The sequence below is a fragment of the Faecalimonas nexilis genome (genome assembly GCF_059731825.1).
In genome coordinates this window covers 478,430-494,419 of the sequence record NZ_AP029189.1, presented here as the reverse complement: position 1 = coordinate 494,419, position 15,990 = coordinate 478,430, and the positions used below count along the sequence as shown (strand labels likewise).

7 protein-coding genes are annotated in these 15,990 nt (G+C 41.3%); all 7 read right to left on the bottom strand.

The window, feature by feature from the left end:
* Window positions 1-11: 11 nt before the first annotated feature.
* Window positions 12-4,982: an alpha-N-acetylglucosaminidase TIM-barrel domain-containing protein gene (locus AC6I5B_RS02215; protein WP_497773568.1), complete on the bottom strand. Its 4,971-nt coding sequence runs from the start codon at window positions 4,980-4,982 to the stop codon at window positions 12-14.
* Between the two features lie 71 nt (window positions 4,983-5,053).
* Window positions 5,054-9,943 (bottom strand): discoidin domain-containing protein, encoded by a 4,890-nt coding sequence (locus tag AC6I5B_RS02210; protein WP_235837113.1) that lies wholly within the window; start codon window positions 9,941-9,943, stop codon window positions 5,054-5,056.
* Between the two features lie 449 nt (window positions 9,944-10,392).
* Window positions 10,393-11,586, bottom strand: coding sequence for an elongation factor Tu (gene tuf / locus AC6I5B_RS02205; protein ID WP_004611878.1), 1,194 nt, complete (start codon window positions 11,584-11,586; stop codon window positions 10,393-10,395).
* A gap of 143 nt (window positions 11,587-11,729) precedes the next feature.
* Entirely contained in the window at window positions 11,730-13,847 is a 2,118-nt protein-coding gene (gene fusA, locus AC6I5B_RS02200) for an elongation factor G (protein ID WP_497773567.1), read from the bottom strand.
* A gap of 44 nt (window positions 13,848-13,891) precedes the next feature.
* A complete protein-coding gene (gene rpsG, locus AC6I5B_RS02195) occupies window positions 13,892-14,362 on the bottom strand; it encodes a 30S ribosomal protein S7 (RefSeq protein ID WP_004611876.1) in 471 nt (156 codons plus the stop codon).
* Between the two features lie 214 nt (window positions 14,363-14,576).
* Window positions 14,577-14,999, bottom strand: coding sequence for a 30S ribosomal protein S12 (gene rpsL / locus AC6I5B_RS02190; RefSeq protein WP_004611875.1), 423 nt, complete (start codon window positions 14,997-14,999; stop codon window positions 14,577-14,579).
* A 188-nt stretch (window positions 15,000-15,187) separates the two neighbouring features.
* Window positions 15,188-15,934 carry a response regulator transcription factor gene (locus AC6I5B_RS02185; RefSeq protein WP_071143596.1) on the bottom strand — a complete coding sequence of 249 codons (747 nt, stop codon included), beginning with the start codon at window positions 15,932-15,934 and terminating at the stop codon, window positions 15,188-15,190.
* Window positions 15,935-15,990: the final 56 nt, after the last annotated feature.

The following is a 15,990-nucleotide window of genomic DNA, read 5'->3' as shown; positions in this document are numbered from 1 at the left end:
TTATTATAATACTATCGCTTCTCTTTTCTCTTTCTTTCCATTAGGACAACTAACATCGATACTGCTACTACAAGCCAAACAATCATAGAATTGTTATCTCCTGTTTTCACACTCGATTGCTCTTTTGGATTTTCTTTTGGATTTTCTTTCTGATTTCCACTTTCCGGCTTATCCGGTGTTGTGCCACTTTCAGATTTTTCTTCCAATCCCTGAACTGCCGCTCTCAGCATATCTGATGCCTTTCTCACATCAGCACTTGTCGCATTCTCATCAAATGCAACTTTCTTTGCAAACTCCAATGCTGATTCCACCTTGCCTGCTGATTCCTCAGTATATCCTGTAAGATCCATTTGTTCCACATCTTTGATCAACTCTTCTAATTTTTCCTTGCTCGGAATTTGTCTCAGATCAAAAATCGCCTTCTGCAATTGTCCAAATGCTGCATCTACCGCTTCCTGAGTTGCCTTTTCATCCTCATATACCTCTTTTGCAAGTTCATAAGCTTTCACAAAAGCTTCTCTCGTTACAGGTGTATAGGAATCAAGCTCTTTCCTGTATTGTTCTGCCTCATCCAGTTTCTTCTTAAGATCTTCTTTTTTCACAGGCGTGCTCGGAATCAACTCCAACCCTTTTTCTGCTTCCTGCAGCCGTTTTAATGCTTCATCAACTGTTTCTTGTGCCGACTTTTCATCGTCCAATACTGCTTTTGCATTTGCAATTGCATCTTCCATCACTTTGCGGCTCTGTTCCGTGTACATACTCAGATCCATTTTAGCCGCCTTATCATAGGCTTCCTGTAGTTCTGCCTTGTCAACCGGCACTTCTACCTTTTTCGGTCCGGTAATGCGAATCTCAGTAGCGGAAGCATAATTATTAGAATCCGTCGAAAGCGACTCTACCGCATAGACACGGACATTTGTTGCCTCCACTTCTGAAAAACTTGCCTTTTTCCAACTGTTTCCAGAACTCCATGTTCCACTGCTCACTTCCTGATAACTCTGTCCGTTGTCAGCACTCACTTCAATTCTGTATTTTGTGATAACTCCATTTGTTCCACTTGTTCTTGGCAACAAACGGATTCCATCCACCAGTTGTTTTTCCGGAAGCCGGATATCAATCCACAGGTCTTCTCTCTCTGCCCCAGCCCATGAAGAATGCCACAGCGTTCCTGTATTGTTATCCAGAACATAATTTGCCAAGCCTTCCGTCTCACTTCCTGCCTGCTCACTTCCGGCAGTTGCAGTCATTCCTTCCAGAGAGATATCAAACTCATCGTTCTCTGCAGGATCTTTCGGAATCTGGCTTACAGAATACTTATCAAGAATCTCTGTCCCCAGCTTTTCCAAATCCATACCGTTTGCTTTCGTTGGATATTCGTTATTGCTCCGAGCCCACGCCCATTCCATTTCAAACCAATCTGCTGCTGAGTAATTTTTTGACTCTTCTCCTGCCAATTCTTTTTTCCGTTCGGCAATCCATTTTTCCCAGCGTGGTTTATAATAGTCGCTTGTAAGTCCTGACCACTGACGATTGGAATAATCAATCAAGCCTCCACTGTTTGCCTGCTCGATACTTCCCCATGTTGTGATAAGGCCACGTGCATTTAGCTCATACAATTCTTTTGTGAAATCGTCTGCATTTTTCGCAAGTGCTTTCGCCGATTCCAGCCATGTGCCAAGCATAAATTCTTCCTGTGTTCCGGTTACTTCCTCTACCTTTGTAATAATTTCAAGGAAACTGTTTGACATTTTTTCAAATTTTTCAGCGTCCCCCTCGCGGAATGCATCTGCCATCTTCTTCTGATATTCCTGAGCAGTGTTCGATAACACCTGCTCTAATACATTTGCAAGATCATATTGATAACCGGCACTGTCTTTTAATTTGTCATAGTCTTTTAGCAACAGTGCTGCCGCTTTTTCCAGTTCAGCCTTATCATAATCGATCACCGCATTTCCCCAAGTGGAAGCCGCTCCAATATCTAATCCCGGACGGGCGTTGACAACCGACTCCGGCGCTCCCTGTCCTTTCATATTCATCTCTGGATTATACACAGTATCATTCAGGATTTGCATTGCTTCATACGCCGATTGGCTCTCTGCCCCATATCTTCTCGTTGTGTAATCCTTAAACCATTCGTCCAGGTTGATCGCCGATAAATTCTCACCATCATCTGACCAGATTGTCTCGAAGAACAGATCATACAGTACCGGATTATTCACAGATGCTTCCGGTGTGATACCGATTCCCGCCATATGGTTCGCCTGTGCCGCTGCCTGCGCAACACCATTTACAAAATTCTCAATATGTCCGTGCAGTCCGAGACGCCCTCCGAAGTTATTCAACATGCAGTAAACCCAAGGAGTGTTCAAAAATTCTCCACCGCCTTCTGCTCCACCGTAAGAGCCAGGATCTGTCTCGTTCCAGTGCGGAGTTTTCTCTGCATAGAGATCAAGTACAAGCGCATGGTCACGTGCTGCATCTAATCCCTGAAGCAGAGCCGTCGACGGATTTCCCTGCCATGACTGAATAATCCAGATACCATTTTCGTCTGCCTCCATCATGTTTGCCAACACTTTCTCGGCAATGACTGTCGGGCTCATACCACCTGTGTTTCCACCTTCATGGAACGGATCTGTTGCATAGTAGTCAGATACATCTCCATATACTTCCTTTTGTACCTTATAGAACAACTGCGCATATTTGTCAAATGTCTCACTATCTGTCTTCAGCATACTCGGTCTTTGGAACGAACACCATGTCCCCTGCTTGATTACCTGTGCACTTGGGTCTTTATCTGTAATATCAACAGGAACCATACCGCTATAACCTTGCAGTACCGGCTGCATGCCAAGTTTTCTCATAATAAGCTGATTTTTTCTCGCAAGTTCTGTTCTCTCCGTGAACCAGCTGTCATGTACCGGTCCTCCAAATCCGGATAGATTTGCCATATATGCCCATGCATAGTATGCCGGCCCTGCGATGAAATCTTTTGCTTCTTCGTGCGAATATCCAAGTTCTCCCAAAAATCTTCTCCACACTTCTTCCTGCGCTGTTGCATCGAGAACAACATTTACACCATTCAATGCAAGCCAGTCCAATTCATTTCTCCATTCTTTCTCACCCCAGAACGCCATAGAATATGAAAGCGTACAGTAGTTATAAGAATAGCGGACCGGGAATTTTGTCTCTTTATGTACCGTTCCCTCAATTGGAACAATGCTCTTTGGCATCTTCACCTGATCCCCAACCTGAGAAATATTTACGTTACAATAATATTTCAAATAATGGTTCAGCCCTGTCGCAAGAGAGACACCATCGTTTCCTTTGATGTGAATCTTTCCATCTTTCTGAGATAACTCAAAGTAATCATATGCATTGTCGCCTTCTGCCACTTCCAAGGTAAACCAGTCAACATACGCTGAGCCGATTCTTCTTTCAATGATCCCTTTCACTTCATCAATCGTATCTTGTTCTGTAATCTGCACATCATATGCGGAACCCGCAAAATCTTCCACCTGAACTTTTGGTGTCTCCTGAATTTTCGTTCCGCTTTCCTTTCCAAGCACACGGATTTCATTGATCAAAGACTTTTCCGAAGTCGACTGATATTCCATATATACACGAACAATTCTTGCTTCTTTTCCATCAGCAGCGTATTTTTCACCGTCTGCCGGACAGCTTTCTTTACTTGTTTTTTCCGCAAGCTTATCAAAATCTCTTCCGTCCATACTCGTATAAATCGAATACTGGGAATATCCTGTGGACGGTGTAAACACTTGAATCTCATCCAGATTATAATTTTTCTCCAAATCAATATCAATGTATGCCGGATATCTGTCCCCCGACCACACATTCGTTGTAGAGCCATCATTCACTCTGGATACTGTAGACTGACCTGTGTTAGTATGAACCGGTTTTTTATATGCGATACTCTCAGTATCTTCTACATTGCTTCCGTTTGCATCTGCAAAGATTTTAAATTCCGCCAGCGCCGGCCACGGATCTCCGCCTGTGCTCGCAATATCAGTCACATTGATGCGAATGCTCTTTAAATTCTTGACACTGTCTAAAGATAATGTCTGAATATATCCATCCTCCAGACGCGTTGCCTTCACTCCTGCAAATAACGTCTGCCACTCGGTGTCATTTTTACTCTTCCCAAGTACGTCAAATGTAAATTCAAAGCCATTTTCATCCGGATCCACAAGTTCAAAAGCCGCCTCCATAGATTTTACCGGATACTCTCTGTCGAGCTCCATCTCGATCCATGCGCCGTCTTTCAAACCGGAGATACCTCCATTGTTGTAAACGTACAATGTCTCATAATTATCATCAACCAGATTGCTTTTTACTCCGGCATCCCCGCCAACAGATGTGATTGTCGCCTGCGGCGCCACATTGGTCAGATCACTTTCCTCGGAAGATGCCTCCGCCCAGATTTCCACCTCTGCAATAGCCGGCCAGAACGCTCCCGGCTGTCCATCGTTTTGCGGATTAGACAATGTAATATACGTGTGTGTAAAATTCAAAGGTGTCTCATATTCAAATTCATAGACATCATCAAAACAGTGATTCACTTTTGTATCATCCACAACAAGATCACTCGTGACGTTATTCAATGCATGTGACAGTTGAATATCCACCGTCCAAGGAGTATGTCCCTGTTCAAACTTTACAACGATTTTTTTAATCTTTTTTGTATTATCTGCAGGCAGCTTCAATGATACCTCACTCGGCCATGTATCACCGTTTTGCACCCACAAGGTCGCATCGTCACCGTCAACCAGATTTTCTTTTTCTTTCCCCGCTTCCGAACTTGGGACTGTAATCTCTGATTCCGGTGCGATATTCACCAATTTTTCCTCTCCTTTTTTCTCTCCGGCAGCGACAAGTGTCGGTACCTGGATCGAAATCATCACAAGACTCAATACAAATATTCCTGCAAGAATCTTATGAAATCCCTTATATATTTTCCTTTTCATTTCTTTTTCCTTTTTCCCATTTCCCTTTTCCCTTTTAAAACAACCGGCAACTTTCATTGCCGGCTATTTTATTATTCATCCGTTTTTTTCTTTTTTAAGATTTCTTTTCCTGCAATTACGGATGCTGCTGCCGCAAGAACCATCATCATTGGCGCCGCAGTCGAATCTCCTGTCACCGGTTTCTTTCCTGATTCATCTGAACCACCGGCAGATGGAGTACTTAGTTTCTTATTTTCCTCTTTTTTCACTAAATCCTTAGCTGCCTTTGCAAGTTTCTCTGTAGCTGCCTTGATTTCCTCTGCTGTTGCATCTTCATCATCAAGCACCGTCTTGGCATTTGTGAGTGCTTCTTTATATACTTTCCAGCTGTCTGCTGTGTAGTCAGCTTCTTTGTAGTATGAAACACATTCATTGTAGTATTTTTCCAAAGCGCTCTTATCTACTTCGCTCGGTACTACAGGTTTGTCAGCTTTTTCTAACTGTTCAACTGCTGCCCTCAACTGCCCCTCTGCTGCATCTACAGCATCCTGATCAGCTTCCGGATCTTTCATAACTACTTTCGCCTGAGCAAGTGCATCTTCAAACACTTTTACGCTCTCTGATGTATATCCGCTCAGATCCATCTTTTCTGCTTCTTTGATTAAGTCTTCCAATTTATCTTTGTTTGGAATCAGTCTCAATTCAAAGAGAGCTTTTTGAAGATCATCATGTGCTTTTTTCACTTGTTCTTCTGTTGCTTCTTTATCGTCAATGACTGCTTTTGCAGCGTCTATTGCATCTGCATATGCTTTCCATGTACCTGGTGTGTACTCTTTTTCGTCTCTGTCAGCCGCTACACAGTCATCATACAATTTCTTAAGACTGTCTTTGTTTACTCCATCCGGATCTACCGGTGTGTCAGATTCTTCAAACTTAGCAACCAATGTCAGGTTATCCTCCGGTGTTACTTTGTAAGAAGCTTCCTTGCTCACTTCATTTCCGAAAATGTCATACCAGCCAACGAATTTGTTTCCTTTATCTGCTTTTGCAGTAAATGTAACTTCCTCGCCTTTGTTAATCTGCTCTTTTGAAACTTCTGCTGTTCCTCTTCCTTCTACATATGTGCTGATGCGAAGTGGTACTTTTGTCAAGTCCTCTGTTCCTCCAAGCACTTTGAACTCTGCCGCACTACCGAAATCATTCTGTCCTTTTGTAACTGTCAGTCTTAATTTTGATGTGTTGATTGGTTTAAATCTCACATTTTTCTCAGATCCGTTAGAAGCCCATGTTCCTTTATCTACAGCTTTCTGCCAGTTTCCGGAAGCATCTTGATATTCCAATGTATATTCTAAGATATATCCATTATTTCCTGTCTGTCTTGGCATATAGTAGAATCCATTGATATCGTAATTCTTCTTCATATCAATTGTGATCACAGCCGGAAGTGGTTTCTTGTTTGGCGACCACTGTGTATGCCAGATTGTAGAAATATTATTATCAAATGCATTTGTAATTTTTCCATCTGAGTTTTCGTTGTCAGCTGTCACTGTGAAGTCTTTTGAATCGATTGCTCCCTCTGTCAAATCTTCTTTTACCACTTTAGAAGTCAACACAATGTTATCGATCACTGCGTTTACCGCATTTGTCTTAGAACCAATTCTTTCTGTCGGCAATGACAATGACGCACGTGAGATATTAGATGCTTTCAAATCGCCTTCATATGTGTAGCTTCCTGTTGCAGTATATTTCTTGCCATCTGCAATCAGAGAAGTCACATCTCCGTCTGTTCTGATTGTCAGAGATACTTTCTGATTTACCGGAAGCTTATATCCAAAGGAATAGTCATAACCTTCTCTTGTAAATCCAAGTGTTCCATCTTCCATGATACGGATATCATATGTTCCGTACTCTGCATCTGCCTCGAATAAAATTTCTCCAGGCATTCCAGGTTTTTTCATTGTAATGTCGAAAGAAAGTTCCTTTCCAGGGCCAACACGGTCAAGCGGAGTAGAGACATAGCTTTCTTTTCCGTTCAATACAAATGCTTTATCTTCTACTTTTGCGTTCACTGCATCTTTTGCATCATAGCCGTTTCCGGATTCATCATTCAGACCTTCATCAAAATCGTATGATACAATAGTGTCCCCCTTGCTGTCTACTTTGTCATATGCATTTGTGCGAGGAGCTTCTCCAACTGCTTCACTGACTTCTGTTGCCTCTGCGTAAGTCTTTTCTTCATCTCCCCACAAGCTTGATGCGTAGAATGGAGCTGCATCGTTGAAACGGTCATAAATTTCCAGCTCAGAAAGACCATTTGCTTTCTTATCTACCATGTCATTCCAAATTGCATAAGCTCCACCGAGTGTCTGTTCAGAACCAACCGGAACTCCCATACGTTTTGCCGGATCATAATTACTGTATAAGTGCTGTTTATTCAAATAATCACCATAATATCCGGCTGCCGGAACAATGTAAACTGTTCCATCGTTCATATCAATCAGATCATATCCTTCTTTGTACATCTCTTTTGGATTTGCCCAACCGTCATTCCAGATATTCATCTGTACATCTTCGCTTCTTACATCTGTCTGACCTTTTCTTGCAGTAAGACTTCCCCAAAGACGAACTTGATTACCTTTCTCTTGAACATGTGCTAACAAATCATCTGTAAATTGGCGGAACTGTTCTTTATATGTTTCTGAATATTCATCTGTTCCGATATTAACAATTGTCTCTTCATCGAATACAGGATTCTCACCTTCCAAATATTCATCCCAAAGACCTTCTACAAATTCTAAAGACTTCGCATATGGCGTTTCACTTGCATCACCCCCACTAGGAGTTGCCAAATTAAAGTGATCATTCTCACGTCCATTTCCACCCATTTTAAGGTCTGGACGAACCTTTGTAAATGCAAGAGAGTGTGCCGGTGTATCGAACTCAGGTACAATATCCATACCGATTTCACGGTAATCCTGAATCATCTGACGCATCTCATCTTTTGTCCAGTACATGTCATCACTTGTCAAATCTGCCTTATTCAGATTTCCATCTGCTTTGATATCAGACTCCAAACGGAATCCCTCATATGCAGTCATCGGATCTTCTCCTGCAGTTGTGTAATCTTCCAAGAAGATATAGTTGTCATTTAAGTGAAGCTGTAAGTCGTTCATCTTGTACCATGCCATTGTCTTTGCAACTTCATTGACAATTTTCTTAGAGAATGGTCTTCTTCCGACATCAAGCATGAATCCACGCACTTCGTATTTTGGATAGTCACGCGCCTCGCCTTTTGCGATTGTTCCATCTGTCTGTTTTAAAATCTGAAGAATACTTCTTGTTGCCCAGTATGCACCTGTTGAAGTTTCTGCTTCCACTGTAACTGAATCACCAATTTTCAGATTGTATCCTTCCTCTTTCAGACCTGTTCCTGCTTCTACAAGTGTAAAGAAGAAATCTCCGGCATTTGCGCTGTCCGCATATACAATTTCAAGATCTTTTCCAAATAAATCTTTATAATCTTTCTGGAACTCTGTTGCCGCTCTCTGAAGCGCTGCTTTATCTTTGTTTGCAACAACGATACGGCTGCCGTCCTTCACTGCAAACTCTCCGCCTTTTGCACCTTTCCACTCAGCAAGTTCCGGAATTACTGCTGGCTTTGCGTTGTCTCCCTCTTCCTGCTCGTATTTACCGGTAACAGTCATTGTATATTCTTTCGAGTCAACTGCTTTTCCATCTTTTCCTTCTGCTTTTACATTGAAGTTCATCTTAATCTGCTGTGTAACCAACGGCTGATAAACTGTCAAGTCTCTGTCTAAAATCTGCTCATAATCTGCTCCGACAAAGCTTATTTCAAACCCTTCCGGAACTTCCGGCATTGTAAATTTCTTAGAATCACCTTCGATCGATTCAGGCAGCTCTAAGTTATCTGCAACTTCCTGTGGATCCTGAGTGTTTTCCGGCTCTTCTAATTTTCCGGCATAAGTCTCAAACTCCCAGATACCAACTGTGTTCCATGTCACCTCAGCTCCGTTTTCCGGCGCCCCTTTTGGATCGAATTCTTCAATGAAAAGGCGTACATGCTGTGTGTTGATCGGTTCATCTAAGTTGATAATCTGCTGATAGCTGTCTGGTTTTTTCTCAAAACTTACAACCGGCTCCCAGTTTGTACCGTCTGACGATTTTTCCAAACGATATTTTGTTGCATTCGTGCGCTCCCAGTGAATCTTGAATGACTGGATAGAAATTTCTTTTCCATAATCTAAGCTAATCCAGTGTTGTCCTAACTTAGCCGGACTTGCCCAACGCGTTGTATCATCTCCGTCAACTACTTTACTAGGTTGGAATTTTTCAAGATTATCTTCATATCCGTCTGCTGCTACTGTTGCACCTTCACTCAAGTTCTCAGCCTCTCCGAGTACTTTGAACTCATAGAGAGATACAGACTGCCAGTTACCCGGGTTCAACGTATACCCGTTCACCGTCAAACGAACAAAACGTCCTGTTGCAGCTTTCTCAAGATTGATCCTGCTTGTGAGAGATGTAATATTCTTACCATCTTCCTTTACATAAACATCTTTATAAGTACCATCTTCTGTGTCAGAAACAGAAATCTTGAAATTTGTAATATTGGTTCTCTCCCACTCAATTACAAACTGACTGAATGTCTTTACTGCCCCCAAGTCTAATGTCAACGTTCTCGCTTCCTGTGTGGTGCTCTGTGCTGTTGACCAGCGTGACTGTTCCGGTTTCTCAGCATCACGATTCACAATGCCATCTACCGCTTTCTCCGGTCCCCACTGATTTGCCAGTTCCTGATTGCTCGCAGTTACTTTTGAATTAAGAGCATAGTTAACCTCATAACCCGCTTTCTCTTCCACATTTTCTGCCTTTACAGCCGGCGCTACAGTTACAGACCCCAATACCATTGCCGCAGAAAGGGCGCCTGCACTTGCACGCATCCATGTTCCTTTTTTCTTCATATCTTTCCTCCTCATTATTTATTATCAGACGAATCTTTACAGCAGGAAAATATTCTGCTTTGCACTAAAAAACCGAACTTTTGGAACAGACTATACAATTTTACATTATATACTCTGTTCCAAAAGTTCGGTTTTGCCTAAAAAGTAACAACCCGCCTGTATAATATTAATTTTATTAAAGCACTTTTTGCCAAAATTTGCAAGTGAATATTTTATTCTAAATCCTATATCGTTAGATTTCCTCTTTCATCTTCCTTATTCAATTTGCTATTTCTGTGTATTCAACTGCTTGTATCTCTTATAAATTCAAAAAAGATTGCGCTTCTTTGCACGAAGTGCATTTTTTTGAATTATAGGATTCCAAAGGAATTTCCTATAATTCAAGAAAAACCCCGGAAACTTGCGTTTCCGGGGTATAAATTCAATTAGTTCAAATCACAAATCAACGATTACTCAATGATTGTAGCAACTCTTCCTGAACCTACAGTACGTCCACCTTCACGGATAGCGAAACGTAAACCTTGTTCCATAGCTACTGGGTGAATTAATTCGATTGACATTTCTACGTTGTCACCAGGCATGCACATTTCTGTACCTTCTGGTAAGTTACAAACACCTGTTACGTCAGTTGTTCTGAAGTAGAACTGTGGTCTGTAGTTGTTGAAGAATGGTGTATGACGTCCACCTTCATCTTTTGTCAATACGTAAACCTGAGCTGTGAATTTGTGGTGGCAAGTTACACTACCTGGTTTAACAAGACACTGTCCTCTTTCGATTTCAGTTCTCTGAACACCACGAAGTAATGCACCGATGTTATCACCAGCTTGAGCTTCGTCAAGAAGTTTACGGAACATCTCGATACCTGTGATAACAACTTTACGAGATTCTTCTTTGATACCAACGATTTCAACTTCGTCAGATACGTGAAGTGTACCACGTTCTACTCTACCTGTAGCAACTGTACCACGTCCTGTGATAGAGAATACGTCTTCTACTGGCATCAAGAATGGCTGATCTGTTGCTCTCTGTGGATCTGGAATGTAGCTATCTACTGCATCCATAAGTTCCATAATTTTGTCTCCCCATTCTCCGTTTGGATCTTCAAGAGCTTTAAGAGCTGATCCCTGGATGATTGGAGTATCATCTCCTGGGAATTCGTATTCATCTAATAATTCACGAATTTCCATTTCTACTAATTCTAATAATTCTTCATCGTCAACCATGTCACATTTGTTCATGAATACTACGATGTAAGGTACACCTACCTGACGAGAAAGTAAGATGTGCTCTCTTGTCTGAGCCATAACACCATCAGTAGCAGCTACAACAAGGATAGCACCATCCATCTGAGCAGCACCTGTGATCATGTTTTTAACGTAATCGGCATGTCCTGGGCAGTCAACGTGAGCGTAGTGACGTTTTTCTGTTTCGTACTCAACGTGAGCTGTAGAAATTGTGATACCACGTTCTCTTTCTTCTGGAGCTTTGTCGATGTTTTCGAAATCTACAGCAGCGTTACCAGCAACTCTTGCTGCAAGAGTTTTTGTGATAGCAGCTGTTAAAGTTGTTTTACCATGGTCAACGTGTCCGATTGTACCAATGTTAGCATGTGGTTTTGTTCTTTCAAATTTAGCTTTAGCCATTTTGAATAATCCTCCTTAATTATATGCCCCTTATAAAGGGGCTTTTTTCATATTTTTGATTTACTCGGTTATCTCTGATTATATTTCAAATCATATAGATTTTCAAGTCTTTTTAAGATTTTCGTCCCGAAAATTAGTAAGAATTATGCATTTTTATTAGATAATACTTTTTCCTGAACGTTCTTCGGTACTGGTTCATATTTCTCAAAGAACATAGAGTAGTTACCACGTCCCTGAGTTCTTGAACGTAAGTCTGTAGAGTATCCAAACATTTCTGACAATGGAACGTAAGCTCTTACGATCTTACCGCCGCCTAAGTCATCCATACCTTCGATACGTCCACGACGTGCATTGATGTCACCGATAACATCACCCATATATTCTTCCGGCATTGTTACTTCAACTTTCATGATTGGCTCAAGAAGTACCGGAGCCGCCTTTGCCATAGCATCTTTGAATGCTAAAGATCCAGCAATATGGAATGCCATTTCACTTGAATCGACTTCATGGTAAGAACCATCGTATACAGTAGCTTTAATACCAACTACCGGGAATCCACCAAGTGTACCAGATTTCATAGCTTCTTCAATACCTTCTCCTACTTTTGGAATGTATTCTTTTGGAATCGCTCCACCTACTACTGTAGATTCAAAGAAGAATGTCTGCTCGCCATTGACATCTGTTGGCTCAAATTTAACTTTACAGTGTCCGTACTGTCCACGTCCACCTGACTGTTTTGCATATTTGCTGTCTACATCAACTGCTTTTGTGAATGATTCTTTGTAAGCAACCTGCGGTGCACCTACGTTTGCCTCTACTTTGAATTCACGAAGAAGTCTGTCTACGATGATTTCAAGGTGAAGCTCACCCATACCAGCGATGATTGTCTGACCTGTTTCCTGATCTGTATGAGCGCGGAATGTCGGGTCTTCTTCTGCAAGTTTTGCTAAGGATTCACCAAGTTTACCCTGAGAAGCTTTTGTTTTTGGTTCAATAGCTAACTCGATAACCGGCTCTGGGAATTCCATAGATTCAAGAACTACCGGATGCTGTTCGTCACAAATTGTATCTCCAGTTGTAGAGAATTTGAATCCGATCGCAGCTGCGATATCTCCTGAATATACTTTGTCAAGCTCTTCTCTCTTGTTTGCATGCATCTGAAGGATACGTCCAACACGTTCTTTCTTTCCTTTTGTTGCATTCAATACATAAGAACCTGAGTTCATTGTTCCAGAGTAAACTCTGAAGTATGCTAACTTACCTACGAATGGGTCAGTCATAATCTTAAATACTAATGCTGAGAAAGGACCTTCATCAGAAGATTCTCTTACAACATCGTTTCCGTCTTCATCAACACCCTGGATTGCAGGAATGTCAAGTGGTGAAGGCATGAATTCGATAACTGCATCAAGAAGTTTCTGAACACCTTTGTTTCTGTAAGCTGTACCACAGCATACCGGAACAGCTGCACAAATACATGTTCCTTTTCTTAATGCTGCTTTCAACTCTTCTACAGATGGTTCTTCTCCTTCTAAATATGCCATCATTAAATCGTCGTCTAATTCGCAGATTTTCTCTACTAATTCTGTACGATATAACTCAGCATCATCTTTCATATCTTCCGGAATATCAACGATAGAAATGTCATCACCTTTATCATCATTGTAGATATAGGCTTTCATTTCAAATAAATCGATGATTCCTTTGAAGTCATCTTCTTTTCCGATTGGCAACTGAATGCAGATTGCATTTTTACCTAATCTTGTCTTAATCTGTTCAACTGCTGCGTAGAAGTTGGCACCTAAAATGTCCATCTTATTGATGAATGCCATTCTTGGTACGTTGTATGTGTCAGCCTGACGCCATACGTTTTCTGACTGTGGTTCAACTCCACCTTTTGCACAGAATACACCTACTGCACCATCAAGTACACGGAGTGAACGCTCAACTTCTACAGTAAAGTCAACGTGTCCCGGAGTATCAATGATGTTGATACGGTGCTCTAAAGCGCCAGCTTTAGGTTTGCAGTTTTCCTGCAATGTCCAGTGACATGTTGTAGCTGCTGAAGTGATTGTGATACCTCTTTCCTGCTCCTGAGCCATCCAGTCCATAGTAGCAGTACCTTCGTGAGTATCACCAATTTTATGGTTAACACCAGTATAGTATAAGATACGCTCTGTTGTTGTTGTTTTACCAGCATCAATATGAGCCATAATACCGATGTTTCTTGTTCTCTCTAATGGATATTCTCTTCCAGCCAAGATTTTTTCCTCCTATTATTTGAATCAATTTCAGCAAGCTGAAATTAGAAACGGTAATGAGCAAATGCTTTGTTTGCTTCTGCCATTTTGTGCATGTCTTCTTTCTTCTTTACAGATGCGCCTGTGTTGTTAGCTGCATCAAGAATTTCGTTTGCCAGTCTTTCTTCCATTGTTTTTTCTCCTCTTTTACGAGAATACAATGTAATCCAACGAAGTGCTAAAGCCTGTCTTCTGTCAGCTCTTACTTCGATCGGCACCTGGTATGTTGCACCACCGATACGTCTTGCTTTTACTTCAAGTACCGGCATAATGTTGTTCATTGCTTCTTCAAATACTTCGATAGCTGGTTTGTCAGCTTTCTCAGCAACTCTTTCAAATGCTCCGTATACAATCTTCTGTGCTACACCTTTTTTACCATCTAACATAATGTTATTGATAAGTTTTGTAACCACTTTGTTGTTGTATAATGGATCCGCTAATACGTCTCTTTTTTGAGTATGTCCTTTACGTGGCACGGTTCTTCCCTCCTTAATTATGGTTTCGAAATTTTCATTTCTAATAAAATTAATTCATCGGTACTCACATTTTCTGAAATATGAATGTGTTCGCGCGGGACTTACTATCTATCGATATAACCCGCAACCTACAGGAATCATAGTTCTGTTTGTGATACGATTGTTACATAAAATGTAGTTCGCACTACACTCGCGCTATGCACTTGCTAATATTCTATTTCTTAGCGTCTTTTGGTCTCTTAGCTCCGTATTTAGAACGAGCCTGACGTCTTTTTGCAACACCTGCTGTATCAAGTGTTCCACGAACGATATGGTATCTTGTACCTGGTAAGTCTTTAACACGACCTCCACGGATAAGAACAACACTATGTTCCTGAAGATTATGTCCCTCTCCTGGGATATAGCTTGTTACTTCGATACCGTTAGAAAGACGAACTCTGGCAATCTTTCTAAGAGCTGAGTTAGGTTTTTTAGGTGTAGCTGTCTTAACTGCTGTACAAACACCTCTTTTTTGTGGTGCTGAAGCATCAGTAGCTTTCTTTCTTAAAGAGTTGTACCCTTTCTGAAGAGCTGGTGCTGTTGATTTCTTTACAGAAGTCTGACGTCCCTTTCTTACTAACTGGTTAAATGTTGGCATTCCTTTCACCTCCTATGAATACTGTTGGTTGCTGTTTTAACTTATTCTAAGTTATACGTGCACAAAAAACAATGCGTTTCGATGCACACTTAGACAGTGTAGTATGATTCTTTCCAAAAGTCAAGTATCCAAATCAAAAAAATAAGAAATAATCCCAAAAAACTGAATTATTTCTTACTCTGTTTCACTTAACTCATCATATTTCTATATTCATTCGCCGACATTCCGACAATTTTCTTAAACACTCTGGAAAAATGTGCCATGTCCAAAAATCCTACCTGCTCTGCAATATCACCAATCCGAAGAGACTGTTCTTTCAGCAGCTCCTGCGCTTTTGCAATCCTCGTTCTGTTCAAAAGCTCAGAAAAACTGTGACCGGTATGCTTATTCAACAATTTACTCAGATGCCACTGACTGACATAAGTCTGCTCTGCTACTTCCAAAAGCGTCAATCTCTCTGTGTAGTGATTTTCTATATATCTCATTGCATTTTTCACAATAAAACTATTTGCCATATCACATTTTTCTTTTGGGCCCTCCGCCTTAGAAATTGCTGCTTTCTTTCCGAGTCCTTGAACCATAGCCTCCACCGCTTCTTCAATCTCTTTCATGCTGGAGGGTTTCAAAAGAAATCTTCGCACGCCTAGCCGAACTGCTTCCTGCGCATACTCAAAATCGCGATATCCTGTCAAAATACTGATCTCCATATCCGGAAACTCTGATTTTAATCCCGCTATCATCTTCAACCCGTCAACTCCTGGCATGGCAATATCAGAAAAAACAAGGTCCGGATGATACTGTTCGATAATCTTGCGTCCTTCTTCCCCATCGCTTGCCGTTGCAACGATTTTGCAGTTCCACTGCTCCCACGGGAGTGTCTTTGTCAATCCTTCTACGATAATCAATTCGTCATCAACAATTACTACTTTGTTCACTTCTCACACCCTCTGCCTTACATCAACAAACCATCTCTTATTATACACGTCCCAAA